The 26,236-nt window shown below is 58.8% G+C and carries 21 protein-coding genes and 1 pseudogene; 14 read left to right on the top strand and 8 right to left on the bottom strand.

Going from position 1 to position 26,236, the window contains the following annotated elements; genetic code table 11:
* Window positions 1–76: 76 nt before the first annotated feature.
* On the bottom strand, window positions 77–565 hold the full coding sequence (locus tag AC2FPW_RS04810; RefSeq protein ID WP_496812730.1) for an acyloxyacyl hydrolase: 489 nt from the start codon (window positions 563–565) through the stop codon (window positions 77–79).
* Between the two features lie 200 nt (window positions 566–765).
* On the opposite strand from AC2FPW_RS04810, the gene ychF reads away from it, so the two are divergent.
* From ychF to AC2FPW_RS04780, 6 genes and pseudogenes are all read left to right on the top strand, one after another.
* Window positions 766–1,863: a redox-regulated ATPase YchF gene (gene ychF / locus AC2FPW_RS04805; protein WP_496812729.1), complete on the top strand. Its 1,098-nt coding sequence runs from the start codon at window positions 766–768 to the stop codon at window positions 1,861–1,863.
* 65 nt (window positions 1,864–1,928) lie between these two features.
* Window positions 1,929–2,810, top strand: coding sequence for a LysR family transcriptional regulator (locus tag AC2FPW_RS04800; RefSeq protein WP_267365476.1), 882 nt, complete (start codon window positions 1,929–1,931; stop codon window positions 2,808–2,810).
* Between the two features lie 85 nt (window positions 2,811–2,895).
* Window positions 2,896–4,599, top strand: coding sequence for an NAD(P)H-dependent oxidoreductase subunit E (locus tag AC2FPW_RS04795; RefSeq protein WP_496812728.1), 1,704 nt, complete (start codon window positions 2,896–2,898; stop codon window positions 4,597–4,599).
* Between the two features lie 13 nt (window positions 4,600–4,612).
* Entirely contained in the window at window positions 4,613–7,396 is a 2,784-nt protein-coding gene (fdhF, locus tag AC2FPW_RS04790; protein WP_496812727.1) for a formate dehydrogenase subunit alpha, read from the top strand.
* A gap of 111 nt (window positions 7,397–7,507) precedes the next feature.
* Window positions 7,508–8,296: pseudogene (locus tag AC2FPW_RS04785) on the top strand (cyclase family protein).
* A gap of 10 nt (window positions 8,297–8,306) precedes the next feature.
* Window positions 8,307–8,828: a thioesterase family protein gene (locus AC2FPW_RS04780; protein WP_496812726.1), complete on the top strand. Its 522-nt coding sequence runs from the start codon at window positions 8,307–8,309 to the stop codon at window positions 8,826–8,828.
* A 22-nt stretch (window positions 8,829–8,850) separates the two neighbouring features.
* Here AC2FPW_RS04780 and AC2FPW_RS04775 read toward each other — a convergent pair whose 3' ends face one another.
* Entirely contained in the window at window positions 8,851–12,897 is a 4,047-nt protein-coding gene (locus AC2FPW_RS04775) for a translocation/assembly module TamB domain-containing protein (RefSeq protein ID WP_496812725.1), read from the bottom strand.
* Window positions 12,898–12,935: 38 nt separating this feature from the next.
* Entirely contained in the window at window positions 12,936–14,741 is a 1,806-nt protein-coding gene (locus AC2FPW_RS04770; RefSeq protein ID WP_480911102.1) for an autotransporter assembly complex protein TamA, read from the bottom strand.
* A gap of 331 nt (window positions 14,742–15,072) precedes the next feature.
* Between AC2FPW_RS04770 and AC2FPW_RS04765 the strand changes: the two genes are divergently transcribed.
* Complete coding sequence (locus AC2FPW_RS04765) at window positions 15,073–16,008, top strand: LysR family transcriptional regulator (RefSeq protein WP_496812724.1); 936 nt, start codon at window positions 15,073–15,075, stop codon at window positions 16,006–16,008.
* A 36-nt stretch (window positions 16,009–16,044) separates the two neighbouring features.
* Here the strand turns inward: AC2FPW_RS04765 and AC2FPW_RS04760 are convergent, their stop codons facing one another.
* The 3 genes from AC2FPW_RS04760 to AC2FPW_RS04750 all read right to left on the bottom strand — a co-directional run bounded on the left by AC2FPW_RS04760 (window position 16,045) and on the right by AC2FPW_RS04750 (window position 18,349).
* Entirely contained in the window at window positions 16,045–17,031 is a 987-nt protein-coding gene (locus AC2FPW_RS04760) for a type I glyceraldehyde-3-phosphate dehydrogenase (RefSeq protein ID WP_496812723.1), read from the bottom strand.
* 53 nt (window positions 17,032–17,084) lie between these two features.
* Entirely contained in the window at window positions 17,085–17,408 is a 324-nt protein-coding gene (locus AC2FPW_RS04755; protein ID WP_496812722.1) for a hypothetical protein, read from the bottom strand.
* 107 nt (window positions 17,409–17,515) lie between these two features.
* Window positions 17,516–18,349 (bottom strand): bifunctional allantoicase/(S)-ureidoglycine aminohydrolase, encoded by an 834-nt coding sequence (locus tag AC2FPW_RS04750; RefSeq protein ID WP_496812721.1) that lies wholly within the window; start codon window positions 18,347–18,349, stop codon window positions 17,516–17,518.
* A 176-nt stretch (window positions 18,350–18,525) separates the two neighbouring features.
* Here AC2FPW_RS04750 and AC2FPW_RS04745 point away from each other — a divergent pair, with 176 nt between their 5' ends.
* A complete protein-coding gene (locus AC2FPW_RS04745) occupies window positions 18,526–18,882 on the top strand; it encodes a hypothetical protein (protein WP_480483995.1) in 357 nt (118 codons plus the stop codon).
* 15 nt (window positions 18,883–18,897) lie between these two features.
* On the opposite strand, the gene AC2FPW_RS04740 is transcribed toward AC2FPW_RS04745, so the two are convergent.
* Window positions 18,898–19,833, bottom strand: a complete 936-nt coding sequence (locus AC2FPW_RS04740; RefSeq protein WP_480494814.1) for a 2-hydroxyacid dehydrogenase — start codon at window positions 19,831–19,833, stop codon at window positions 18,898–18,900.
* Between the two features lie 231 nt (window positions 19,834–20,064).
* On the opposite strand from AC2FPW_RS04740, the gene AC2FPW_RS04735 reads away from it, so the two are divergent.
* The 3 genes from AC2FPW_RS04735 to AC2FPW_RS04725 are packed head-to-tail and all read left to right on the top strand — an operon-like array spanning window position 20,065 to window position 22,486.
* Window positions 20,065–20,868, top strand: a complete 804-nt coding sequence (locus tag AC2FPW_RS04735) for a thioesterase family protein (RefSeq protein ID WP_496812720.1) — start codon at window positions 20,065–20,067, stop codon at window positions 20,866–20,868.
* Between the two features lie 44 nt (window positions 20,869–20,912).
* Entirely contained in the window at window positions 20,913–21,587 is a 675-nt protein-coding gene (locus tag AC2FPW_RS04730; protein WP_496812719.1) for a DUF1007 family protein, read from the top strand.
* A complete protein-coding gene (locus AC2FPW_RS04725; protein ID WP_496812718.1) occupies window positions 21,572–22,486 on the top strand; it encodes a nickel/cobalt transporter in 915 nt (304 codons plus the stop codon). Before AC2FPW_RS04730 ends, AC2FPW_RS04725 begins: the two co-directional genes overlap by 16 nt.
* 1 nt (window position 22,487) lies before the next feature.
* On the opposite strand, the gene truA is transcribed toward AC2FPW_RS04725, so the two are convergent.
* Window positions 22,488–23,255: a tRNA pseudouridine(38-40) synthase TruA gene (gene truA / locus AC2FPW_RS04720; protein WP_496812717.1), complete on the bottom strand. Its 768-nt coding sequence runs from the start codon at window positions 23,253–23,255 to the stop codon at window positions 22,488–22,490.
* 107 nt (window positions 23,256–23,362) lie between these two features.
* On the opposite strand from truA, the gene AC2FPW_RS04715 reads away from it, so the two are divergent.
* Genes AC2FPW_RS04715 through AC2FPW_RS04705 form a run of 3 tightly spaced genes read left to right on the top strand, consistent with a single transcriptional unit; the run spans window position 23,363 to window position 26,206 of the window.
* On the top strand, window positions 23,363–24,778 hold the full coding sequence (locus AC2FPW_RS04715) for a YcjX family GTP-binding protein (protein WP_496812716.1): 1,416 nt from the start codon (window positions 23,363–23,365) through the stop codon (window positions 24,776–24,778).
* Window positions 24,775–25,230, top strand: a complete 456-nt coding sequence (locus AC2FPW_RS04710; protein WP_496812715.1) for a GNAT family N-acetyltransferase — start codon at window positions 24,775–24,777, stop codon at window positions 25,228–25,230. Before AC2FPW_RS04715 ends, AC2FPW_RS04710 begins: the two co-directional genes overlap by 4 nt.
* On the top strand, window positions 25,223–26,206 hold the full coding sequence (locus AC2FPW_RS04705; RefSeq protein ID WP_496812714.1) for a YcjF family protein: 984 nt from the start codon (window positions 25,223–25,225) through the stop codon (window positions 26,204–26,206). The genes AC2FPW_RS04710 and AC2FPW_RS04705 overlap by 8 nt, the downstream gene beginning before the upstream one ends.
* Window positions 26,207–26,236 lie beyond the last annotated feature (30 nt).

Below are 26,236 nucleotides of genomic sequence, written 5' to 3'. Positions count from 1 at the left end.
ATGTCCTTGCACTCGGGTTTCGACCTGATGTGCAGAAACTTTGACCGAAAATCAATCCCGCCCAGACAGGAATGGATCAGAAGCCCAGATGATAGCGTACCAGCAGGGCATTCACGCCCGGGTTCTCGTCATTGGTACTGGCGTTGGATTTATGGGTTAGCGCGACAGACACGCTGTTGCCATTGTTCAGGTTATAGCCAAGTCCCAAAAGGCTGCGAATCTGGAAATCGCCCCCAAGATCATTCAGGTCGTTGCTGGCATTATAGTAGCCGGGCATAACACTGCCTTCCAAAAACCAGCGATCACTCAGCGCATACTGCCCGATCAAACCCGCGCCGATATGCGTGTCACCATCTTCATCTACAGTTAGGGCCGCACCCCAACCGGCGCGAAACCGCGTCGCCTGATGAAATGGCGTGTGGTGGTATTCGATCGAGATCAGACCCTGATCTTCGGATGTGTCTTCAGAATAGTCCGCGTATCCGGCACCAAAAACAACGGTTTGGGCCTGGGCTGACGCGAAGGCCGTTGCCGCCAGAACGGTTGCAAGAAAAAGGTGTTTCATCAGTGTCCGCCAACAAAAAGTGATCGTGTGCTATTAACTGGTAATCGTAGGAGTTGTTTTTCAATTTCGGCAAGAACACAATTTTCAAACGATTTTGTGATGTGGCGAAATGGACTCGGCCAAAGTGCCGCCAGCAATCCCTTGCGCATTCAGGCGGACCTGCATAGAAGCTGCGATCGTATTCTATGCAGGAGGCCGTGATGGGCTTTAAAATGGGAATCGTGGGTCTGCCGAATGTCGGCAAGTCGACCCTGTTCAATGCGCTGACCAAAACCGCTGCTGCGCAGGCCGCGAACTTCCCATTCTGCACCATTGAGCCCAATGTCGGGGATGTTGCGGTTCCCGACGCCCGCCTCGACAGGCTGGCAGCGATTGCGTCCTCAAAACAGATTATCCCGACGCGGATGACTTTTGTGGATATCGCGGGTCTGGTGAAAGGCGCGTCAAAGGGCGAAGGGCTGGGCAACCAGTTTCTGGCGAATATTCGCGAAACGGATGCGATTGCCCATGTGCTGCGCTGTTTCGAAGACGGCGACGTGACACATGTCGACGGGCGTGTTGATCCGGTTGCGGACGCTGAAACGATTGAAACCGAACTGATGCTGGCCGATTTGGAAAGCATCGAAAAGCGCCGGGCCAATCTGGTGCGCAAGCTGAAGGGCAACGACAAAGAAGCGCAACAGCAAGATCGCCTGTTGGCCGAGGCGCAGGCCATGCTGGAAAGCGGCAAGCCCGCACGTCTGGTCGAAGTCAGCGACGAGGACGCCAAGGCGTGGAAGATGTTGCAACTGCTGACAACCAAACCGGTTCTCTACGTCTGCAACGTGTCCGAGGAAGATGCCGCACAAGGCAACGAATACTCTGCCCGCGTGGCCGAAATGGCCGCCGCGCAGGGCAATGCCCATGTCATCATCAGTGCCAAGATCGAAGAAGAGATAAGCCTGCTGGATGAGGACGAAGCCCAGATGTTCCTTGAGGAGATGGGACTGGAAGAGCCCGGCCTCGACCGTCTGATCCGCGCAGGTTACGATCTGCTGAAGCTGGAAACCTATTTCACCGTCGGCCCGAAAGAGGCCCGCGCCTGGACCATCCGCACCGGCACCGCTGCACCGCAAGCAGCAGGTGTGATCCATGGCGATTTCGAAAAGGGTTTTATCCGCGCCGAGACCATCGCCTTTGACGACTATGTCGCTGCCAATGGTGAGCAGGGCGCGAAAGAAGCAGGCAAGATGCGGGCCGAGGGTAAGGGTTACATCGTCAAGGACGGCGATGTGATGCACTTTTTGTTTAATACCTGATCAATTGGGCTGTTCCTGTCGGGTGAGCGGGGTATCCTGCCTTATCCGCAGCATTGGAGCTTTCCTTGATCGAAATCCGCGACCTCCAGCTCCTCAGCGCTTTGGCGCGGCATCGGCATTTTGCCAAAGCAGCCGAGGAATGCGGGATTTCACAGCCCGCGTTTTCGATGCGCATCCGCAATCTTGAGGACCGGTTAGGTGTCTCAATCGTCCGTCGCGCCAACCGCTTTCAAGGGCTGACCGAAGAGGGCGAGATGATTGTCCAGCGGGCGCGGCGTATTCTGGACGACACCAAGGCGCTGGAACAGCAGGTACTGGCCGCCAAGGGTGAGATTACGGGCACACTGATCCTCGGCGTGATCCCGACCGCAATCGCCTTCACGGGGCGGTTGGTCAAAAGGCTGCGTGACGCGCATCCTCGTATCGTCACACGCATTGAAACCATGTCAGCCACCGCAATTCAGCACCGGCTGGACGAAGGCAGCCTTGATGCCGGGGTGACTTATGGTGACAGCATCGGCACGGACTTCCGGCAGGTTCAACCTCTTTACGAGGAAACCTATGTGTTGTTGGTGCCCACGCATCTGACGGACCAAAGCGGCCCGATTCCGTGGGCGCAGGTCGCAGAATTTCCGCTCAGCCTTTTGGAGCCGCAGATGCAGAACCGGCGTATTCTGGACCGGGTGTTTGCCGAACAGGGGCTGCACCCCGATATCGTTGCCGAAACCAGCGGTTTCACGGCGTCAATGGTCATGGTGCGGGAGGGGCTGGCGGCGACGGTTGTTCCTCGGGTTTTGGTACGTGCGCTGGGCGATTTGAAGGGAACGAAAGTGTTGCCGCTGATCGAACCTGTTGTCAGCAAACCGATTTGTCTGGCGACCCTCAGCCGCGACCCCGAGTTGCCGACGGTCAAGGCTTTGCGGGATGTGGTGACCTCTTTGCGGTGATAAGGTGTCGTTATCGTGCGATTGCCAAAAGCGATTTGACGATATGTTTGCCTGATGAGAGATGGAACCTCAATCGGAGGGCATCATGGCACCATTAGATACCAAGCCATCAGGCACACCCAAGGGCGTCTGGAAGTCAGGTAAAGGCAAGGGGCGGCACACACCCAAAGGCCGTCAGTTCACGGATGAGGCGCAGGCTGAAATCACACGCCTGCTGGGCGATCGTCCGCGCCGCCGCGATCTGTTGATCGAGTTCCTGCATTTGATTCAGGACGAACACGGTCATATCAGCGCCGACCATATCGCGGCATTGGCCGTCGAGATGCGGATCGGTCAGGCCGAGATCTACGAAACCGCGACTTTCTATGCCCATTTCGATGTGGTGAAAGAAGGCGAGACGCCACCTCCGGCGTTGACCATCCGGGTTTGTGATTCCCTCTCTTGCGAAATGGCTGGTGCCCAGCAGTTGCAGAAGGCGTTGGAAGACGGTTTGGACCCCGCTGAGGTTCGTGTTGTCCGCGCGCCCTGCATGGGGCGTTGCGATACCGCTCCGGTATTGGAGATTGGCCACAACCATATTGACCATGCGACCCCCGAAAAGGTGCAGTCGGCGATTGCAGCAGGGGACACCCATGCGCACCTGCCCGACTGTGAGACCTTCACGGCCTATGAGGCCGAAGGCGGTTACGCCAAGCTTAAAGAGCTGCGCGACGGCGGTGATTGGGAACAGGTGCAAGAAGACGTCCTGTCCTCGGGTCTGCGTGGTCTGGGCGGCGCTGGCTTCCCGTCGGGTAAGAAATGGGGCTTTGTTCGTATGAACGAAGGTCCGCGCTATCTGGCGGTAAACGGCGACGAGGGTGAGCCCGGAACATTCAAAGACCGCTATTATCTGGAGCGCACGCCGCATGTCTTCCTCGAAGGTATGCTGATCGCCGCGTGGGCAGTCGAGGCCGAGACCTGCTTCATCTACATGCGCGACGAATACCCGGCAGTGCTGGAAATTCTGCGCCGTGAGATTGCTGCTCTGGAACAGGCGGGTATTGTCGAAGAAGGCTATATCGACCTGCGCCGGGGTGCTGGCGCTTATATCTGCGGTGAAGAATCCGCGATGATCGAATCGATTGAGGGCAAGAAGGGCCTGCCGCGCCACCGTCCTCCGTTTGTGGCGCAGGTTGGGGTCTTTAACCGTCCGACCTTGGTGCACAATGTCGAGACGCTGTATTGGGTCTCAAAAATCTGCCGCGAAGGGCCGCAGATTCTGAACTCTGTTGAAAAGAACGGCCGCAAGGGCCTGCGCAGCTATTCGGTCTCGGGGCGTGTGGCGAAGCCGGGCGTTTACCTGCTGCCCGCAGGTTCGACCATTCTTGATGTGATTGATGCCGCCGGCGGCATGGCTGATGGCCATGTGTTCAAGGCGTATCAACCGGGCGGGCCGTCGTCTGGTCTTCTCCCCTCAAGCATTGACGACGTCCCGCTCGACTTCGACACGCTTCAGCCGCTTGGCACTTTCATCGGGTCGGCCGCCGTTGTGGTTCTGTCCGATCAGGACACCGCCCGCGATGCAGCGCTGAACATGCTGCGGTTCTTCGAGGATGAAAGCTGCGGTCAATGCACCCCCTGCCGGGCAGGCTGCGAAAAGGCGGTCAAGCTGATGCAGGCCGACAAGTGGGATACCGATCTGTTGGAAGATCTGTGCCAGGTCATGGGCGATGCCTCGATCTGCGGTCTGGGGCAGGCGGCCCCGAATCCGATCCGCTTGGTCATTAAACATTTCGCTGACGAAATCTGAGGGAGACAGAGCCATGCTTGACGCAAGCCCAACCAAGACCGTCACCTTCAACCTGAACGGCGATGACGTCACCGTGCCCGCGGGCACCACGATCTGGGAAGCGGCTAATGGCCGGGGCCTGGTGATCCCGCATCTATGCCACAAGCCTGCACCGGGATACCGCCCCGATGGCAACTGCCGCGCCTGCATGGTCGAGGTGGAGGGCGAGCGCACGCTGGTCGCCTCGTGCATCCGCCCGGCGGTCGATGGGATGGTGGTCAAGACCGACACCGACCGCGCCGAAAAATCGCGCGCCATGGTGATGGAACTGTTGGTGGCCGACCAGCCCGAGGAAGCGCACGACAAATCGAGCCACTTCTGGGACATGGCCAAGCTGAACGATGTCAGCGACAGCCGTTTTCCTGCGAAAGAGGCCGAGAAAATCCCGCTTCTGGATGACAGCCATGTGGCGATGCGTGTCAATCTGGATGCGTGTATCAACTGCAACCTTTGTGTTCGGGCCTGCCGCGAAGTGCAGGTGAATGACGTGATTGGCATGGCTGGTCGCGGTCATACCGCGCAGGTGGTGTTCGACCAGAATGATCCGATGGGTACCTCCTCCTGTGTTGCTTGCGGTGAATGTGTTCAGGCCTGCCCCACCGGTGCGCTGATGCCTGCCACCGTGCTGGACGATCAGCAGCAGGGGGACAGCAAGGATTATGATAGCGAAACCGAAAGCGTCTGCCCGTTCTGCGGTGTGGGCTGCAAAGTGTCGCTGAAGGTCAAGGACGGCAAGGTGAAGTATGTCGAGGGCATCAACGGCCCCGCAAACGAAGGTCGTTTGTGCGTCAAAGGTCGCTTTGGCTTTGACTACATCCACCACCCGCACCGCCTGACCAAACCGCTGATCCGGCGCGAGGATGCGCCCGCCAAGGGGCTGAACGTTGATCCGGGCGATCTGTCGACCCATTTCCGCGAGGCAACCTGGGAAGAGGCGATGGATCTGGCCGCGACCAAGCTGATGACCCTGCGCGCCGAAGACCCACGTTCGGTTGCGGGCTTCGGTTCGGCCAAGTGTACCAACGAAGAGGCGTATCTGTTCCAGAAGTTCATCCGTCAGGGCTTCAAGCACAACAACGTCGATCACTGCACCCGTCTGTGCCACGCTTCATCCGTTGCGGCGCTGATCGAGAATGTGGGTTCGGGCGCGGTGACGGCAACCTTTAACGAGATCGAAAACGCCGATGTGGCGATCATCATCGGTTCGAACCCGATCGAGAACCACCCTGTCGCGGCGACCTATTTCAAGCAGTTCGCCAAGCGTGGCGGCAAACTGATCGTTATGGACCCCCGTGGCGTTGGTATGCGCAAGTTCGCGGATGAAATGCTGCAGTTCCGTCCGGGGGCGGATGTCTCGATGCTCAACGCGATCATGAACGTGATCGTGGAGGAAGAGTTGTATGACAGCCAGTACATCCACCGCTGGACCGAGAACTGGGAGGCCGAGAAAGAGCATCTGCGCGCCTTCACGCCCGAAGCGATGGCACCGATCTGTGGTATTGAACCGGATCAGCTGCGCCGTGTCGCGCGTACCTTTGCGCAGGCCAAAGCTGGCCTGATCTTCTGGGGCATGGGCGTCAGCCAGCACATCCACGGCACCGACAACTCGCGCTGCCTGATTTCGCTGGCTCTGATGACGGGCAATGTCGGTAAACCCGGCGCTGGGCTGCACCCGCTGCGGGGGCAAAACAACGTGCAGGGCGCATCGGATGCGGGCCTGATCCCGATGTTCCTGCCGGACTATCAGTCGGTGACTGACGACGGCGTTCGCGCCAGATTCAATGATGTCTGGCATTCGGATGACTTCTCGAACGAGAAGGGTCTGACGGTGACCGAAATCATCGATCAGGCCTATGCGGGCAACATCAAGGGCATGTATATTCAGGGTGAAAACCCGGCCATGTCCGACCCGGATGTGAACCACGCCCGCGCGGCGCTGGCCAAACTGGATCTGATGATCGTGCAGGACATCTTCCTGACCGAGACGGCGAACTATGCCGATATCATCCTGCCTGCCTCGGCGCTCTATGAAAAGAACGGCACGGTGTCGAACACCAACCGTCAGGTACAGCGTGTACGGCCTGCCGTTACCCCCCCGGGAGAAGCGCGCGAAGATTGGAAGATCACGGTCGAGCTGGCACAGCGCATCGGGCTGAACTGGGATTACACCGATGTCTCTCAGGTCTTTGCCGAGATGAAACTGACCATGGCATCGCTTGACAACATCACGTGGGAGCGTCTGGAGACCGAGACGATTACCTACCCGTCGCTCAGCGAAACCGACCCGGGTCAGGCCATCGTGTTCGGGGATGGTTTCCCCCGCTCGGGCGGTAAGGCGAAGTTCACCCCCGCCAGCGTCATTCCGCCGGATGAGGCCCCGGACGAGGAATACCCGATGATCGCCACCACTGGCCGTCAGCTGGAACATTGGCACACCGGCTCAATGACCCGCCGGTCCAATGTTCTGGACGCGGTTGAGCCCGAGGCGAACTGTTCGATGAATCCACGTACGCTCAAGCTGATGGGCATCGAGCCGGGCGACATGATCCGCCTGACCACACGCCGTGGTTCGATTGAGATCATGGTCCGCGCGGACCGGGCGATTGCCGAGGATATGGTGTTCATCCCGTTTGCCTATGTTGAGGCGGCGGCAAACATCCTGACAAACTCAGCCATCGACCCTTATGGCAAAATCCCCGAGTTCAAATTCTCGGCCATTCGCGTCGAGAAGATCGAAGGCGCAGTTGCGGCTGAGTGAACCCAATACATATCAAGCAAAGAAGGCGGCCAGACGGGTCGCCTTTTTCTTTTCTTGACAGGCGCTTGCGCTCAACCAACCCTGTCCGGTAATATGGTGGAGGAGTTGCTAATGGCCCGTCGTTTCGTCGATCTGTCCGTTCCGTTGGAAACCGGGATCGTGTCTGACCCGTCAATCATGTTGCCGCAAATCGAATATCTGACCCATGATCAGACGGCAGAACAGGTCATATCTTTCTTTCCGGGTCTGGAACGGCAAGACCTGCCGAACGGTGAAGGGTGGGCCATCGAACGGTTGCAGATCGCGACCCACAACGGCACGCATCTGGATGCGCCGTATCACCATCATTCCACGATGAACAAAGGTGAACGGGCGATAACCATCGACGAAGTGCCGTTGGAATGGTGCATGAACCCTGGCGTCAAGCTGGACTTTCGACACTTCGAGGATGGGTATGTTGTTACCGCGGCAGATGTCGAAGCAGAATTGAAGCGCATCGGCCACGAGCTTTGCCCGCTGGATATCGTCGTGGTCAACACTGCGGCAGGGACACGTTACGGCGCGCCGGACTATCTGGTCAAAGGATGTGGAATGGGGCGCGAGGCGACGCTTTATCTGACGGAACGTGGCGTGCGTGTCACCGGCACCTACGCCTAGAGCTGGGATGCACCGTTTCCGCTCACCGCTCAGGAATACGCTGAGACCCGAGATCCATCAATTATCTGGGAAGGCCACCGCGCGTCGATGGATATCGGGTATTGCCACTTGGAAAAGCTGACCAATCTGGAAGACCTGCCGCCCACCGGGTTCGAGATTTCCTGTTTCCCCTTCAAGATAAAAGGGGCCTCTGCGGGATTTGTCCGGGCCGTGGCTATATTTGACGATGAAGGCGCACAGTAAAGGGGGCCAAATGCAGCTGACTTCGACACCTCCTGGCGGGCATGATGGCCCGTATGCCGCGCCTGTGGAAATTCGCGGCTTTGAAGTACGGCCCGAATGGATCGACTATAACGGCCATGTGAATGTCGGGTTTTACAGTGTCGCCTTTGACATGGCGTTGGAAAAGCTGATGGTTGACCATCTCGGGTTGGGCGAGGTGCAGGTCAAGGCGTTGGGGCAGGGGCCTTACATCCTGCAGTCTCATCTGCATTTCGTGCAAGAGGTCAAAGATGGTTCGTCATTTTATTTCAGGTTCCGTATGCTGGATGCTGACAGCAAGAGAGGACATTACTTCGCCCAGATGCTTTTGGCAGAAACTGACGAGATTTGTGCGACGCAAGAGGCGCTTTTTATGAATGTCAGCCACAGCACCGGGCGATCCGCACCCTACCCGGATTGGGCAGCGGCGCGTCTTGCGCAAATGGTGGAAGATCACAAGTCTCTGGAACCGGCTTCGCAGATCGGCCAACCGATAGGAATTCGCCGGAAATAGTTTGCTGGGGTCGGACGCGATCCTAATAGTCCTTTGAAAAGAACACTCCGATGCCCGTTTCGCCACGACCGTCAACCGTGCCCTTGACCGAGAAATTGTCGGTTACATCAAGGTTCAGGTTCACCTCGGTATTGCCTTCGGTATTGACGGTAAAGTCGGTATAGAGGTTTTCACCCAGATAGGCCCCGGCACCCAGTCGGCCCGCGCCACCCTCTGACGCACCAACATCAATCGTATCAACACCGGTAGAGTCGCGTAATCCCTTGGTCGCGTCCCCGCCAGCACCGCTGAGTTGCGCCAGCGATGCGGCCATCTGCGCAATCAGGAATGGTGAGATTTCCGAGAACCTGTTCCCGAAGAGCAGCATCGCCAGCGCCTCTTCAGCCGGACGCTCGGGATCGGAAAACACGTTAACCTCGGGTGAATCCAGTGGCCCTGCGATTTCGATGGTCGCGGTGCCGTCCGAGGTGCTGGCAGAGGATTCAAACTCGATATAAGGCGTCAAGTCACCCTGTAGGGTCACGATGCCTTTGGTCAGGGCCAGCCTGCGGCCCAGAATGTCGAAATTACCGCGGATCAATTCAATCTGACCTGACGGGACCACCGAGGTCGTCGTACCACCAATGGAGATCCGGCCGCCCAATTCGGCATTTACACCGCGCCCCCTTACGAACACGGCTTTGGGTGCCAGCAAGTTGATGTCTAGCGCTATTCTGGACGTGCGTTGCCCCTTGTCTTCGGTGGCTACCAGACCTGCACGCTCACGCGTGATGAAACTGGCTCCGCTTTCGTTGACATGCTGTATCTCAGGGATCGGTGCGGCACCTACAGCCCCCGAAGCCGCAGCGAGGTTGATATTGGTCTCACCAAAGGTGATCTGCCCGGCCAGCGAACTGTTCCCGGCTAGGGCGCCGGTCATCGCAATCTGACCGTTCAAAGTCGTCTCGTATAAGAGCCGATCGGTCAGGACGAGGCTGTTGATTGTTGTCGCGATCTGCGCGTTGAACGGGGGCGTCAGATCGACAGGTCCATTGACGGTAAAGCCACCACCGGCCCGCACACCACCGTTCAGCGAGATGGTTGCACGGCTTTGCGCCAGATCCACCTGTCCGTTAATCCCGGTGATGGTCTGACCCGCGCCGGGAAGTGCAAGGGATGTTCCCGAAGTGGTAATCGACCCGCTTAGGGACGCCAGATCAGCCGGGCCCTTGAGGGCCAGATCAAAACGTGCGGACCCTTCAATCTTGTTAGGCGTGATGAAGACGTTTGCTATCCCCAGGTTTACGCCACCCTTCGCTGAAATATCTGCATTGCTGCTGGTTTCATCAAAGGTGCCTGCAACCGTGCTGACGATGTCTGCGGGACCTTGCGCCTTGGCGTCGATGGTCCAAACGCCACTGTCCCGCTTTGCATTGCCCGCAGCGGTAAGGGTGCCGGGAAACTCTGGCACAAACCTTTCGATGCGGTTGAACTTGGCATCAAAGTCCAGATCGGCGGATCCATTTGTGTCCACCGTACCGGCCACTTTGGCATAGGAACTCTCTGGCCCCAGCAGATGAGCTGACCCTTCCAGCCCGGATTGTGTCGGAGCGACGTTGCCGTCCAGCTTCAGAGGCCCGGAGAGTGTTTTCGACAGCCGCCCCAAATCATCCAGCGCAGCGGTAAAGGTCAGCCCGCCAGCATCGCGGTCCAGTTTGCCGGATGCATCCGCAGAAAGGGCGGTGCCGATCAGCTGGAATGTGCGAATATTCAGACCGGCCTCGTCATTCACCGCATCCACCGTCAGGTTCGTTCGCCCCTGGATCAGGTTGTCAACCGCATTGATGCCGGATTTGATGTCATCAGCAGCCAGGTTGCCTTTTACGTCAAAGGCCTTGCTGCCAACCGTACCTTTGCCTGCGACGTCCGTGATAATCGAACCTGCAAGATCTCGCCCGGCAAGAGTTGAAAAGGGTGACAGGTCCGGGATGTTCAGACTGACCTGCCCGTCCACAGCCAAAGCATCCGTCGGATCGTCAATTGTTGCTGCGGCGCTTGCCACAAGGGCTGAACCTTTGATCACCGCGTCGCGGATTTCAATCTGCTTCTGGCTCAGCGCGCCGTCGAACGTGATCTCGGTCCGGCCGACCAGCAGCGGGTCAATCTCGGGTAGGCCCGTTTTGACATCCCGGCTCATCATGCTGGCTGTGCCATCGAATTCGAGCGTCTGAACAGTGCCTTTGCCGTCCAGTTTCGCCTGTACCGCACCGCCAAGCTCACGTTTGGCGAGGCCCGAGAACACGGAAAGGTCCTGCGCGTTGACTGTTGCTTGCCCATCAATCGTCACGTTGCCGTCAGGGGTGGTAACCGTGCCATCCGCCTGCGCGCGCAGAGCGTCGCCGATCAGCGTAAAATCCCGGATCGTTACGCCATCCGCTCCGCGTTTGGCGTCCAGCGTGATTGTTGTGTTGCCCCTTATCACCGGGTCAATGTCGTCGCGCCCTGTGGAAAGATCGCGCCCTTCGACCTCAAGCTTGCCATCGAAACTGCCTTCAAGCGGAGAGCCCTGACCCGAGAGCCGGGCAGAGGCCTGACCGCCCAGTTCCAGCTGCGCCAGGCCCGAAAACCGCGACAGATCGGTCGCTTGCAACGTCGCAGCACCATTGACGGCCAAACCACTGGACAAGCCGCTGATCTCGGCATCAACGCCCAGTTCATAGTCCGAGCCGACCATCTCGACCCCTGACAGGTTCAGGGTCTGATCCCTGCCATATTGGAACGTACCGTCCAGCGTAATGCGGTCGCCAACGGCGGTGTTCAGGGCGTCGTCAGCCAGGTCGATACCGTCCAAAGCAGCCTGCAAATCACCGTCGATCCGCAAAACATCACCCTGTTCCAAGGTCCCTTGCGCCGTAATCTGCGCGCGTTGCAGGTTCAGGGTGTCGGATCTTACGGCGTTTGCGGTCAGGCTCAGATCCCAGAGGTTGCCGTTTTTCTCATCAAACAACGCAGAAACCTGGGCAGCCTCGATCGATGTGTCGCCACCTGATAACGGAAGGACGACGCTTTGCCCCTCTGGCGGCGTAATGCGTCCTTGCAGAGCCGCCAGTTGCAGCCGACCGCCTGGCGCCAGTTGCAGCGCCCCTTTCAGGTTCAGTGCCTGAGAACTGAGTTCCAGATCACTGATATCCAACGCTCCTTCAGGCAGGGTTCGCCCATCCACGATCAACCGCGTTTTGGGGCCGAAAAATGTATCCATATTCTCAGCGACAAAGGGCGTCAGGTCACCGCCCAGATCCGCGGTAAAGGCGATGCCCTCCTCCGCGCTAGCCGCGGCTGTTGGGGCAGAACGCAACCGAACCTGCCCGGTCACCCGTGGCTGCCCATCACTGCTCAGGCCGATATCGGCCGTAAAATCCGTCACCGGCCCGGACCCTTTCGCGGTCAATCCGATCGGAGGGCTGTCCGGCATTTTTAGCGCGGTCGAGATCAGACCCCCCGCGGCTTCGGTGACCTGAAGGTCAAGATCGATCTGGCTGTCAGTGTTCCTAAAACCCGCAGCCAAAGAGATTTCATCACCGGCCCGATCCAGTCGGGTGATGTCCAGTTTGGTGTCCAACGTGCCGTCGGCCAGCGACAGGTTGCCATTGACGGCCAGTTCCGCCGCGACACCGATCAAAGGTTTGCCCAATGCCAGCTCGCCAATACGGATTTCGCCGATTTCGATGGCCACAGGCAGTTCAGGCAGTTGAAAAGCCTGGGTCTCGGCAGAAGGGGACGGCGTGTCTTTAGTCGTGGTGCCCGGCGCACGGGCCACGTCGATTTCCTGTGCGGTCAGCGCGTTGACCGAAAACCGCCCGCGGATCAGCGCCAACCGGTTCCAATCCAGTTCCGCTTCCCGGATGGTCAGCCAGACCCCTTCATCATCGGCCACCGTGATCTCGGCAATGGTGGCGCGTGAACTCAGCGCGCCTTGCAGGCCTTTGACGGTGACATTCTGATCGTCGCCCGACAGCGTGTCCTGTAGGAACCGCTCGATCATGCTGCCGCCTTCGTCCTCCTGCGCAGGGCTGGCCACTGGCACAAGCATCAGCGTGCCAATCAGCAGAGGGTATGAAAGGTGCCGTCTCAAAACGCTTGCCCGATCCCGATATAGAATTGCAGACCGTCGCCGCTGGAGCCGCTTACCGGGAAGGCCAGGTCAAACCGCAGGGGTCCAAAGCCGCCCAGATCATATCTTACGCCGATACCGGCACCTGCATGATCTTCCGCGCCACTTCCTATAAAGGAAGAGGTATCGACGACACCGTAGTCGTAAAACCCGACCAACGACAGCGAATCTGTCACCTTGCCCCGGATCTCGCCGGAAAGTCCAAGAAAGGACTTGCCGCCTGCGACACCGGTCCCGACAGGGATGCCAAGGCTTTCATAGGGTTGTCCGCGCACGGTTCCCGCGCCACCGGAAAAGAACAGAAAATCAGGTGTAACGCCACTCGCAGGCGGGCCAATGACCGATCCAAGCTGCGCCCGCCCGGCCAGCACAACCCTGCCGCTGGTTCCAAGGCTGGTATAGACCCGCCCGTCAACAAACAGGCGAAGGCCCGTATCGGTGCCGGAAAAGCCAACGAAAGGCATGACTTCGGTATCCAGATAAAAGCCGCGCGTGGCGCTGACTTTGCTGTCGCGCTCATCCCATTCCGAGCGGAAGGGCAGGATAAAGTACCTAAACTTTCGGCCATTTCCATAGGCGTCGTCAGCATCTGACCACTGTAATCCAGCCGAGGCTTCAGCATAGAGCGTGTCAGAGAATGTGCGGCGCGCACCATATGCCACAGACGCAACCGAGACATTGTAGTTTTCGGTGTTGCGGCGCTCAAGCAACGCGTTCCAGAAAGTATTGTCGTCCGGACCCAGACGATCGGGCTGATCCAGGCGCAATCCGATCCGCCCATCAAGATCTTCGGAACCACCGATATTTCGTATCGCTGCCTCAAACCGCAGACGCTCCGCGCGTTTGAACATGTTGCGATGCATCCAGGTCGCGGTCACATCGACACCGTCGCGCGAGGCCAGCTCGAGCCCAAAGGTCAGCTGACGCTTTGGCAGGTCTTCGAATGTGGCGTCGAAATCCAGTGTGCCGTCGGGGTTTGCTGTCTCATGTTCCTGCAATGACACGACGTTGAACGTGCCGGTGCGGCGTAAACGTGTTCCAACCTTCTGGATTTTTTCTGGTGAGTAAACTTCTCCGCTTGGGAAACCGGCGATTTTTTCGATGGACCGGTGGCGCACATCCGTGTCGCCCTTGATGAACATTCTGCCAAACGTCAACCTGCGCCCCGGGTCCAGATCAATCTGCGCATCCAGACGGGCCTGCGCGTGGCGGGCGATGATGGTCTGATCCTCAATTTTCGCTTTCGCATGGCCCGCATTCCGCCACCCCTGCACACCGTCCGAGCCTGCTTTTTGAATGGCTCCGGTCGTTGCCAACTTGCCGGGGGCGAAACCTTCGGGCAGAACGGTGCCAGACGCCAGGGGCTGAACAATGGCCGTGCCGAATTTGAATCTTGGTCCGGTTTCAACGGTAATTGCGGCCCTGTTGATTTGTGCTGGCACTGTCAAAGAGCTCAATTCAGCGGCTTCCTGCCCGTCAAGCTTGATGCTGACAACCGGGCTGAAATACCCTTCGTCATACAAGATCTGCACAAGCGTGCGGTAATCCGACAAAGCGGCAGACAGAATCTCAAGTGGCGTATCCAGGCCCCGCTCTTCCGCTGTTGTCACCGATGATGTCTTTTTCAGGCGTTCAACCAGTTCCTTGGATGCGCCCGGCGCCGTCAGAGAAGTTTCCAGCGCCATCAGAGTGGTCGGGGTCAGTGCCAAGACAATGGCACTCAGCCAGCACTTCAAACGGCCTTGCGGCGTGCGCCCTTGCATGAATTGCCCCAACTGTCCCAGTTCCAAATCTCAGCTACCGTGTCATGCACGGCCTTATAGTGTCAGGTTAGAACACCTGAATGCCATTGGGAAAAGGGATAAACGCGGGATCGGGTCATTTTGGCCGAATTGTCCCGGCCTTTGCTGACACAATCGCTTTGCCGCACCTCGATTGGCACACCGGAATTGCCGCGGTCCGGGCCAAAGCCAACCGTATACAACCAATGTCCGGGCCGGTCCGTGGCCTATGCCCTGTGTAATTCACTAGGCAAACGGGTGATTCTTCGGTATTCCCAATATATTGTCAATTGGTATCAAAAAAACCGAAAAAATGTCCTATCTCGACAACATCCGAACCTTTGTCAGGGTTTACGATCTGGGCAGCATGTCCGCAGCCGGGCGGGATCTTAGGATTTCGCCAGCGGTGACATCAGCGCGAATATCGCAGCTTGAAGACCATCTGGGTGTGCGCCTGTTCCAGCGCACCACGCGGAACCTGTCCCCGACACAGCAGGGAAAGGCATTCTATCCCGGTGCGGTGGTGGTTCTGGATGCGGTGGACGAGGCCGAGGCTCAGGTCACACATCTGACCGAGGCACCGCGGGGGTCGTTGTTCGTCGCGTCTCCACTGGGGGTGGGGCGGCGATTGCTTGCTCCGAATGTGCCCGAATTTCTTGCGGAATACCCAGAGATTGATGTCCGTTTGCGCCTGACGGATCGCTCGGTTGACCTGACGACGGAAGGTCTGGATCTGGCGTTTTTCATTGGCCAGCCCGAGGACAGCACGTTGCGTATTCGCAAGATTGCCGACTGCCAGCGTGCGCTATGTGCTGCGCCGGACTATGTGGCGCGGCGCGGTATGCCTAAGACCGGGGCTGACCTGATTGCCGACAAGCATGAATGCCTTAATCTGCGCTTTCCGGGTGCGACCGAGTTTCAGTGGATGCTGGTCACACCCGATGGTCCGAAACGTTTTGCCGTGTCCGGGCGGTTTGAATGTGATGATGGGGATGTCCTGACGGATTGGGCGTTGTCCGGTCAAGGCATTGCAATGAAGCCGGTTTTCGAGGTGGCCGAGCATCTGAAATCCGGCCGCCTCGTACCGGTTGCGACGGAAACTCCGCCTGTTTCAGTTCAGATGGCCTGCCTATACACGCATCGGCGCCATCAGGATCCAAAGGCACGCCTGTTCATGGATTTCATGATTGAACGGATTAGTAAGGTGGTCCGTGTTACAGAATACCCTGTCGCGGGGCCTAAACCATAGACACCGACCCGACGCTGAGTACGAAGCTAAGTCCGGTCACGGCGCGGCCATCAGGCGGGCCACGTCCAGCATGCGGGCCGAAAAGCCCCATTCGTTGTCGTACCAGCCGAAAACGCGCACCTGATTTTCACCGACCATGCGGGTTTCCGGCCCGGCGATGACAAGCGATTCCGGGCGCGCCCGCAGATCGGAAGAGACCAGCGGCATATCAGTCCAGCCCAAAACCGGTGACGCGACAACAGCCTGACGCAAAGCATGATCAAAATCCTCGGCCCTCATGCCGCGTTCCAACGTGACCACGAGGTCGACCGCCGAAACGCTGGCTGTCGGGACGCGAACTGCGGCGCCCGAGATGCGCCCGGCCAGATGTGGAAGGACCACGTCGATCAGGTGTGTGGCGCTGGACGTTGTCGGAACCATGGACAGCGCACCGGCCCGCGACCGGGCAAGGTCGCCGCGCGGGGCGTCAACCATGGGTTGGCTGTTGGTATAGCAATGGATAGTTGTCATATGGCCTGACAAAACACCGCCAATGTGGTCCAGCACTTTGACCATTGGTGCCAGCCCATTGGTTGTGCAGGAGGCGTTCGATACGATCCGGGCGCTGCCCAACTGATCTTCGTTCGCCCCCAAAACGACGGTTAAGTCGGCCGCAGGTGAAGGGCCCGAGATCAGGACCTTGCTGGCGCCCGCAGATAACCCGCGACGCGCCACGTCGGATGTGCGCGCGACCCCAGTACAATCCAGCATTACGTCTACGCCAGACAAGTCAACGCGTGTCAGATCGGCACTGTGGGTCATAGGAACAGAGCGTCCATCCACGATCAGCGTAGCATCGCCCTGTGACACATCGCCGGGATAGGGGCCGAAGGTGCTGTCGTATTTGAACAGGTAAGCACAGGTCTCCAGCGGCGCGATGTCATTGATCAGCACCAGCTCGATATCCGACCCTTTGGGCAGGGCCAGAACCTGCCGCAGGATCGTGCGGCCAATGCGGCCGAATCCGTTTATCGCGAGTTTCATGCGCAAGCTATGGCAGGGCGTCGGGTCGATCTCAATGCCTGATCAGCAACAGCTTACTTGCACCTGACCTGAGAAAAGAACTGACCCGAGATATTCTGGTACATGCTGTTGAAGATCACCTTGCAGCCCGTCGCTTGTTGAATGGCAGCAATAGCTTGCGTTGTCCGAAGGCGTGGGGGCGGGCCGAATGGGTTCAGGTTGTTGTTGTCGCGTGTGGCGCGATAAATGACCGGTTCGTCTGCGACCTGTGTCACAGCCCAGTTGCGGCTCATGACGAAGACGGATTTGGTCTCTTCCTCCGCAATGGCGGGTGCTGTGTGCAGGATTGCAGAGGTAGATAGTGCGGCAACGGCTATCAGGGCAAGGCGCAGTTTCATGGACAAATCTCCAATGCTCAAAACAAGATGTTACCTGGATTTCAGCAAATTCCGACCCTTGTGTGAAGCCCCGGGGCAATAGATCACTGCGATTTCCAGCCCAGCGTTTAGCGGCGCGACAGGGACAGGGGCATATGCCGGTTGACGTCCTTGTAAAGCAGATACCTGAACCGGCCCGGCCCCCCTGCGTAACAGGCTTGCGGGCAAAAGGCGCGCAGCCACATGTAATCTCCGGCCTCAACTTCGACCCAGTCCTGATTGAGGCGATAAACCGCTTTCCCTTCCAGAACATAAAGCCCGTGTTCCATCACATGGGTTTCGGCGAAGGGAATGACCCCGCCTGGTTCGAAATTGACGATGTTCACATGCATGTCATGGCGCAGGTCCTGCGGGTCTGCGAACCGCGTGGTGGACCATCGGCCTTCGGTGCCCGGCATTTCGACAGGCGTCACATCGCGTTCGTTGGTGATGATCGGGTCTGGCGCGGACAACCCGGGAACGGCCTCATAGGCTTTGCGGACCCAGTGGAACCGGGCTGCCGTCTGGCCAGTGTTCCGCAATGTCCAGTCGCTGCCGGCGGGGATATAGGCGTATCCGCCTGTCTCCAACACATGGTTTTCCGAGTTCAGCGTCAAAGTGACTGTTCCTTCGACGACAAAAAGCACTGCCTGAGCTTGCGCGTCTGTCTCTGGCTGATCGCTGCCGCCGCCGGGCTGCACTTCCATGATGTATTGCGAGAACGTTTCGGCAAATCCGCTGAGCGGGCGTGAAAGAACCCACAGGCGTGTTCCTTCCCAGAACGGCAGATAGCTGGTGACAATGTCGCGCATCGTACCTTTGGGAATGACCGCATACGCGTTTGTGAACATGGCGCGGTCGGTCAGCAACTGGTTCTGGCCGGGGTGGCCGCCGGTCGGGGCGAAGTAGGTCGGATGGGTCATTTGTGTGCCTCGGGATCGTTTGAATGGCACTATGGGGACAAAGGCGCGGCGCTATTAGGTCCTGACACGCGATAGGTTTGTTCGGGATATTTTGAAGGTCGGCACCCCGGGGCTTGGCCCTGCTGAAACAGAGGTATATCCTTGGTCGTAAATGATTTCAGTTCTGTGAGGCCACAATGAAAGCCCAGTTTTTACCCGTCATTGCCGCGTTTGGCACCCTATTGATGACCGGTTCCGCCGACGCCAAGTCACTCTCCCGAATCATAGCTGAGATGGGGCTGTCCCCGGCAGACTTTGAAGTGGTCAGTGAAACCTCGAATGCCCTTTTGAACAATGGCACGCCTTCTGTAGGGCAGGAACGGTCCTGGCAAAACGACGATACCGGCTCAAAAGGAACGATCCGGGTGCAAAACGTTCAGGGCAACTGCGTCGGCCTTCAGCATGTCATCCAGCCGGAAGGCAGCGACCAAAGCCGCGAGATCAGAACCCGCCGGTGCAATGACGGTAACGGAAACTGGATCTTGACGCCCTGATCTCTGACTTGGTTATCAGTACCCCAGGTCGCGACTGACTTCGTGCAACAGGGGATCGCCGGACCTGAGCCTATGGTAGTTCTCAGCCACATCCGACAGTGCGTCCCCCAGATACCAGCCCGAGACATGCGGTGTGATCGTCACAGAAGGGTGCCGCCACAAGGGGCTGTCTTTTGGCAGCGGTTCCTGTGACGTGACGTCCAACACGGCATGGCCCGGTGAGCCGTTATCCAGCGCCGCGATCAGCGCCGCCTCGTCAATCAGGTTTCCGCGTCCGGCGTTCAGCAACTGACTGCCCGGCTTCATCGCGGCTAGCGTCTGTGCGTCAAACAACCCCGCGGTTTGCGGCGTCGAAGGAAGGATGGCACAGACGTGATCACATTGCCCTAATAGCCGAGGCAGCGCGTCTTGCCCATGCAGGCAGGTGACACCATCGATGGACTTTGGTGAGCGGCTCCAGCCCATGACCTGAAACCCGACGGCATGTAACATGCGGGCAGTGCGGGCCCCTATATGGCCCAGACCCAGAACGCCCACAACCGTATCAGGTGTGAAGATAGGTGCGCGCGGCAACCATTCGGCGCGGCTCTGGGATGCCTCGTGAAAAACCATATGGCGCTGAGCGCGCAGAATATAGGCCAGAAACCATTCGGCAATGCCCTGCGCAGGCGCGTCTGGCTTCAAACGTGCCACTCGGATATGCGGAGGCAGGTCCGGATGGCCAACTATGGTCTCAACCCCGGCCCCCAGCTTCTGAACCAGTTTCAGGTTGGGCAACTTCGCCGGGTGATTGCTTTGCATGCTGACCACCGCAAGCATCGTAATGTCGTTGGGGTCGCCCAGCGTTCCGGGTGTGCGGATGTCTGCACCGGGCGCCAAGGCCTGTAATGTGGCGGCGATTTCCTCATCCCCAATCCAGTCCGACAACCCGGTTTCAATCAACAACGCCATATGCGACCCCACTTGGATGTGATGTGGTGACGTCCCGTCACAGCGGTGGACAGGATCAGGTCTGTTAAGCCATCCTCGTGCCTAAAAGTACAGCCCGGTTTCAAAACCCGAAAAGGACAGTTTCGTGAAGATACCACTCACCTCGCGCAAGGGAAACCACGTTACTTCGCAACCGGTTACCGGTATGAGTGAGCCGAGGCACACCACGCAACGAATGACCAGAGGGGACTGATGGCAGGGCTCGACTTCACGGATCAGACTTATTTCTGTCAGCGCGAGGATGGGGCGTTTGTCGGAAATGATCCTGCACGCGGTCCATGGTCTGCCGATCATTGCCACGCAGGGCCGGTAAGCGGGTTGATAGTGCGGGCGGCGGAAACCGAGGTTGGCCCCGAAAAGATGCTGACCCGCCTGACAGTTGACCTGTTGCGCCCTCTGCCCTTGGCCGGGTTGCGGGTTGCCGCAGAAACCACGCGCCATACCAAGACGCTGGCGACCACACGGGTTACGGTGCACGATCTGGATGACACACTCTGCGCCACTGCCACCACCATGCATCTGGCGCGACGCGATCTGGGCGCGGTGGCAAACGTCGAAACCAGCGCGCCACAGTTGGAAGACGCGGTAGAAGGTCCTTTTCCAATCGGCGAGATCCGTCACGATTTGAAGGGGTTTGCCCACTACAGTGACATCCTTTATCCCATAGACAGCAAACAGGGTGCCGGACCCAAAACGGTCTGGATGCGCACCCCAAAGCTGTTGAGCGGCGAAGATCAGTCGCCCATTCAGGCATTGTGTCCGTTGGCGGATTGCGGCAATGGTATCTCGTGGAATGCTCCGACGTCGGAGATGGGGTTCATGAACACCGATCTGACCGTGAATATCCACCGCGAACCGGTGTCAGATTGGCTGGCGTCCAGTTCGGTTTCACATTGGCAACCTACGGGCATCGGCATGTCTCAGTCGGTGCTTTTTGATACGCAGGGTCCTGTAGGGACGGCCCTGCAAACACTGGTTCTGTTCCCGCCAGTCTGAAGGTCGGCCAGTTTCCGCAGGCGTGTGTAAAGGCCGTTGTCGCCGTGTCCCGTCAGACCTATCTTGCGCATATGCGCTGGCTCTTCACCGTCATGACCTGTTGCCTGCCGATCCCGGCACTATCCCACCCGCATGTCTTTATCGACACCGGGCTGGAGTTCATCGTGGATGAGGCCGGTCACCTGACCCATATCCGGGTGACGTGGGCATATGACGAATTTTATTCTCTGCTTGTTCTGGAAGACATGAATCTGGATCAGGATGCTGACGGTATTCTGACGGAAAACGAAGAAAAACGTCTGAGCGGGTTCGATATGCAATGGGTCGAGGGATATAACGGCGACCTCGTGCTTACCAAAGACGGAACACCGGTGGCTCTGTCCCGCCCGATACAGCCCAGCGCGACAACGGAAGACGGGCGGATTGTAACCACCCATTTGCGGGCGGTCGAAGGCGGAGCAATACTTGCCACAGGGCTTTCCGCCAAGGCATTTGATGAGTCCTTCTATACGGCCTACGAGATTACGCGCCCTGTAACCGTGACGGGCCCGGAGTCTTGCCAGATGGATCGTAACGACCCTGACATAGACGGGCAGCTTGCACAGATGCAGGCGTTTCTGTTGACACTGGACGCGGATTACGACCTGGAGGAAAACGATATTCCCTTGGTTGGTGAGAGCTTTGCGACTGAGGTCCTCATTTCATGTCCCGTTTCCTGATTGTTCCGGTCGCTCTGGCCTTTGGTTTGCTGCTTTGGTTCTGGGGCAGTGGTGGGTTTGACAGTCTGGCAGGTTGGGCAGCCGGAGAGCAGCGCGACTTTCAGAACCAGATCGCGCGGTCCTTGCGTTCAGCGCGCGCGGAACAGCCTCAGGCGGTGGCCACGCTTCTGACTGTCTGTTTCGCGTATGGGTTCTTTCATGCTGTGGGTCCGGGCCACGGGAAGGTTTTGATCGGCGGCTACGGTTTGGGTCGGCGCGTCGCCTTCTGGAGGTTGTCCGCGATCAGCGTATTGTCCAGCCTTGGTCAGGCGGTGACGGCGGTTGTGCTGGTCTACGCGGGGGTGCTGGTCTTTCAGATGTCCCGCGAAAGCCTTGTTGGGACGACGGAACGGGTGATGGCTCCGATCAGCTACGGAGCCATTGCGTTGATTGGGCTTTGGTTGGTTGTTCGGGCTGTGCGCAATTTCGCACGACAACGAAAAAAGCATGTCCTTTGCGATCACGCCCATCAGCACCATCATGATGACGGAGCCTGCGCGGAGTGCGGTCATCGTCATGGTCCAACCGCGGACGAGGTCGCAAATGTGGGCACGTTGCGCGAAGCCCTGATCTTGATCGCAGGCATAGCTGCGCGGCCTTGTACCGGTGCCTTGTTCGTACTGATCCTGACGTGGCAAATGGGCATCGCCATGGTGGGGATCGCGGGTGCTTTCGCCATGTCGCTTGGCACGGCGACTGTGACTACGCTGGTCGGATGGACGTCTTTTGGTTTGCGCGGCGGGCTGCTGGCTTCGGCTTCGGCCACGCGCTTTGCGTCGGTTTTGGCACCCTCCATCGAACTGGTGGCGGGACTTGTCATTTCGGTGATTGCAGGCGGGTTGCTTCTGCGCGCGGTTTAGATCAGTCGAACACCGGTTCCGGGTATCCGACCCGCGCCAGATACAGTCCGTGCGGCGGACATACCGGCCCGCAGGCAGCGCGGTCGGCGGCCTCCAAAGCCTCACGCACATCTTCCGGGGTCCATGCTCCGGCCCCGACGCGTTCCAGAGTGCCAACGAAGCTGCGCACCTGATTGTGCAGGAACGACCGGGCGCGCACGTGGAAATGAACCTCGGGGCCGGAAAAGCCTGCGACCCGTTCAACGCGCAGTTCATCCAGTGTTTTGACCGGGCTGGCCGCCTGACAGATCGACGACCTGAACGTGGTGAAATCATGCCGGCCCAGCAGCATGTTTGCCCCTTCCTGCATGGCGTCGGCATCCAGCTGGTGGCTAATCTGCCAGACCTGTCCCCGGTCGTGGGTTGCGGGCGCCCGGCGCATCAGGATGCGGAACAGATATTGCCGTTCAACCGCCGAAAACCGCGCGTGCCAATCCTTGGTCACGGGGGCGGCCTTTACGATGGCCACCGGGAGAGGCTTGAGGTGATAGTTCAGCGCCTCAGACAGGCGGAACGGGTCCCATTCCTTTGCCATGTCGCAGTGGGCAACCTGCCCCAGGGCGTGAACACCGGCGTCCGTGCGCCCCGCTGCGGCAATTGTGTGGTCGCCCGGCTGAATACGGGACAGGGCCTGTTCGATGGCGCCTTGTACAGATGGTTGATCCTTTTGCCGCTGCCATCCGGCAAACGGTTCCCCCTGGTATTCAACTTTCAACGCATATCTGGGCATGTGCCGCTGGTACAGCGCAGCGTAGGATCGGGCAAGGGGGCGAAAGCGCTGGTATGTGCCGCGACCGCTACCTATCTTGGGCAAAAGGAAAATTGCGGGGCGGCGGATTGGTCATCTCTTCACTGGCAGACAGTCTTGCACGTGGCGTCGAAAGTATCGGCGACAGCGTGTCCGAGACATTTTTCGAGCCGGTCATCCGTTTGGGTGTCACCGGGCTGGCGCGATCCGGTAAAACAGTATTCATCACTTCGTTGGTTGCCAATCTGCTGGATCGGGGCCGTATGACCGGGCTGGTTGCGCAGCAGGAGGGGCGAATCAATGCCGCCTTTCTGCAACCCCAACCGGATGACACTGTGCCCCGGTTCGATTATGAATCGCACCTGTCCGCCCTGACGGGACCGACACCGCACTGGCCAGACAGCACGCGCGCGGTATCTGAATTGCGCTTGTCCTTCAAAGCCCGTCCCGCCGGGCTGCTTGCCGGGCTGCAGGGGCCGCGCACGGTCCATCTGGATATTGTCGACTACCCCGGTGAATGGCTGCTGGATCTGGCCTTACTGGACAAGTCTTACGCAGACTGGTCTCAGGAAACACTGGCACGGATTAAGACCCGCGCCGAGGCTGCCGCGTATCTGGCGCTGGTCCAAGATACAGACCCGTCGGTAGGGCACGACGAACCTGCCGCACAAGCTCTGGCCGCGTCGTTCACCGCCTACCTCAACGCAGCGCGCGATGCCGGGTTTTACGACTGTACCCCCGGACGTTTCCTGTTGCCGGGTGATCTGGCGGGATCTCCGGTTCTGACATTTGCACCGTTGGCAATCACTGGCCCGTCGCGGCGCAGGACCCTTCAGCGCGAGATGGAACGGCGGTTCGAAGCTTATAAATCTCAGGTCGTGAAACCGTTTTTTCGGGATCACTTCTCGCGGATTGACCGGCAGGTGGTTCTGGTTGACGCGCTGGGCGCAATTCACAAAGGTCCTCAGGCCGTTGAAGATATGCGCCGCGCGATGGCTGATATCCTGTCGGCTTTTCGTCCGGGCCGGAACGCATGGCTGAGCCAGCTTTTGCTGGGTAAAAAAGTCGAACGCATCCTGTTTGCTGCGACAAAAGCGGACCACCTGCACCACACGCAGCATCCCCGCCTGACCGCGATTATCGAAGCTTTGACGCGCGAGGCACGCGATCGTGCGAATTTCGCCGGGGCCCGGACTGCGGCCCTGTCTCTGGCCTCGCTGCGTGCAACGACCGAAGAGATACGCAGCCATGGCGGAACCGATCTGCCATGCGTGCGTGGCACTTTGTTGGACAGCGGCAAACAGGCTGCTTTTTATCCTGGACAATTGCCCGAGGATCCAACGCATCTGTTGGGTCCGGCGCGAAATGGGGCGGAGAGCTGGTTGAACGAAGATTATGGGTTTATGGCCTTTGCGCCGGCAAAACTAACCCTGAAACCTGGTGACGGCCCCCCGCATATTCGACTGGATCGTGCAGCGCAGTTTCTGATCGGAGACAGATTGTGATCACGACACTGCGCCCCGCACGCACCACAGATGCCGGTACAATCGGTACGATCCTGCACGATTTCGCTTTGGAAAACGACTGGATGCCCAAATTGCACAGCTGTGCTGAAACCATCGCCTTTTGCGGCCGGATGATTGATCGGGACTGGGTCACTGTGGCCGAGGCTGAGACAGGCGTGGTCGGGTTTCTGGCGCTGAATGGGGGTGAAATCCATTCACTTTATCTGGATGCGCAAGCTCGGGGGCAGGGGATTGGTCAGCAATTGCTGGATCACGCGAAAGCAAGCCAGCGGCGGCTGGGCTTATACGCGTTTCAGGATAATTCCCGTGCCTGTCGGTTCTATGAGCGAAACGGCTTTGCCGAGGTGGCGCGCAGCGATGGGGCAGAAAACGATGAAAACCTGCCGGACATAAGGTTTGTCTGGCACAGCAGGGATACGACAAATGGCTAAAGGTCCGGTTTTGATCGATCTTGACGATGATGAACCCGCTGCTGATGTCGCGCAGGCAAAACCGGTGCCGGATATTGTGCCGCCTCAGGGGCAGGCGATGCAAAGCGCGGCCCGACTGGCGGCCCGCAAACCCTCGGCCCTTGCGCGCTGGTTCTGGGGGCTTGCGCTTTCCGTAGTCGGGGCGGCCATATCGGTGGCCGCCTGGGATTTTGCAACCTCTCTGGTGGCGCGGACGCCCGTTCTGGGTTGGATCGTTGCCGGATTGTTGGCTGCATTGGTTCTGGTGGTGGTGATCATCGCGCTGCGCGAGCTCGCGGCTTTGGGGCGGTTGTCCCGTGTTGATGGGATGCGCCGTGCAGCGGATATTGCATTGGCTGATGAAGACCTGGCTCAGGCGCGTGCCGTCACACATCGCATCATTGCATTCTACAAAGGGCGCGAGGATACCCGATGGGGTCGCGAACGGTTGTCCGAACGGATGGGGGAACAGTTCGATGCCGAGGCGCTTTTAAACCTTGCCGAGGATGAATTGTTGGCCCCGCTCGACGCCGCTGCCAGCCGTGAGGTTGAGGCCGCAGCACGGCAGGTTGCCACCGTGACCGCTCTGGTCCCGCTGGCACTGGCGGATGTTGTAACGGCTCTGGCCGCGTCCCTGCGGATGATCCGCCGCGTCGCGGAAATCTACGGGGGGCGGGCTGGCACGCTGGGAAGCTGGCGTCTGACCCGTGCCGTCTTTGTGCATCTGGTCGCAACTGGGGCGGTGGCCGTTGGTGACGATCTTCTGGAACCTGTTCTGGGCGGATCCGTTCTCAGCAAATTGTCCCGACGGTTCGGAGAAGGTCTGGTCAACGGTGCGCTCAGCGCCCGAGTGGGCGTGGCCGCGATGGAGGTCTGCCGCCCCTTACCATTCTCAAAACGCCACAAACCTTCCACGCGAGGCATCATTAAACGCGCCTTGCAGGGTCTGTTCTCCTAGGGTTGATCCAGAGCAAAGCGTCAGACCACA

The sequence above is a fragment of the Ruegeria sp. SATB027 genome (assembly GCF_059613825.1).
The sequence above is the reverse complement of the archived record's forward strand: the minus strand, read 5'-3'. Positions and strand labels throughout refer to the sequence as shown.

What these genes read in the sequence shown, in the direction of transcription:
- AC2FPW_RS04810 (WP_496812730.1), bottom strand. Translation starts at nt 565, where the DNA reads ATGAAACACCTTTTTCTTGCAACCGTTCTGGCGGCAACGGCCTTCGCG.
- ychF (WP_496812729.1), top strand. Translation starts at nt 766, where the DNA reads ATGGGCTTTAAAATGGGAATCGTGGGTCTGCCGAATGTCGGCAAGTCG.
- AC2FPW_RS04795 (WP_496812728.1), top strand. Translation starts at nt 2,896, where the DNA reads ATGGCACCATTAGATACCAAGCCATCAGGCACACCCAAGGGCGTCTGG.
- fdhF (WP_496812727.1), top strand. Translation starts at nt 4,613, where the DNA reads ATGCTTGACGCAAGCCCAACCAAGACCGTCACCTTCAACCTGAACGGC.
- AC2FPW_RS04780 (WP_496812726.1), top strand. Translation starts at nt 8,307, where the DNA reads ATGCAGCTGACTTCGACACCTCCTGGCGGGCATGATGGCCCGTATGCC.
- AC2FPW_RS04775 (WP_496812725.1), bottom strand. Translation starts at nt 12,897, where the DNA reads ATGCTTGTGCCAGTGGCCAGCCCTGCGCAGGAGGACGAAGGCGGCAGC.
- AC2FPW_RS04770 (WP_480911102.1), bottom strand. Translation starts at nt 14,741, where the DNA reads ATGCAAGGGCGCACGCCGCAAGGCCGTTTGAAGTGCTGGCTGAGTGCC.
- AC2FPW_RS04765 (WP_496812724.1), top strand. Translation starts at nt 15,073, where the DNA reads ATGTCCTATCTCGACAACATCCGAACCTTTGTCAGGGTTTACGATCTG.
- AC2FPW_RS04760 (WP_496812723.1), bottom strand. Translation starts at nt 17,031, where the DNA reads ATGAAACTCGCGATAAACGGATTCGGCCGCATTGGCCGCACGATCCTG.
- AC2FPW_RS04755 (WP_496812722.1), bottom strand. Translation starts at nt 17,408, where the DNA reads ATGAAACTGCGCCTTGCCCTGATAGCCGTTGCCGCACTATCTACCTCT.
- AC2FPW_RS04750 (WP_496812721.1), bottom strand. Translation starts at nt 18,349, where the DNA reads ATGACCCATCCGACCTACTTCGCCCCGACCGGCGGCCACCCCGGCCAG.
- AC2FPW_RS04745 (WP_480483995.1), top strand. Translation starts at nt 18,526, where the DNA reads ATGAAAGCCCAGTTTTTACCCGTCATTGCCGCGTTTGGCACCCTATTG.
- AC2FPW_RS04740 (WP_480494814.1), bottom strand. Translation starts at nt 19,833, where the DNA reads ATGGCGTTGTTGATTGAAACCGGGTTGTCGGACTGGATTGGGGATGAG.
- AC2FPW_RS04735 (WP_496812720.1), top strand. Translation starts at nt 20,065, where the DNA reads ATGGCAGGGCTCGACTTCACGGATCAGACTTATTTCTGTCAGCGCGAG.
- AC2FPW_RS04725 (WP_496812718.1), top strand. Translation starts at nt 21,572, where the DNA reads ATGTCCCGTTTCCTGATTGTTCCGGTCGCTCTGGCCTTTGGTTTGCTG.
- truA (WP_496812717.1), bottom strand. Translation starts at nt 23,255, where the DNA reads ATGCCCAGATATGCGTTGAAAGTTGAATACCAGGGGGAACCGTTTGCC.
- AC2FPW_RS04705 (WP_496812714.1), top strand. Translation starts at nt 25,223, where the DNA reads ATGGCTAAAGGTCCGGTTTTGATCGATCTTGACGATGATGAACCCGCT.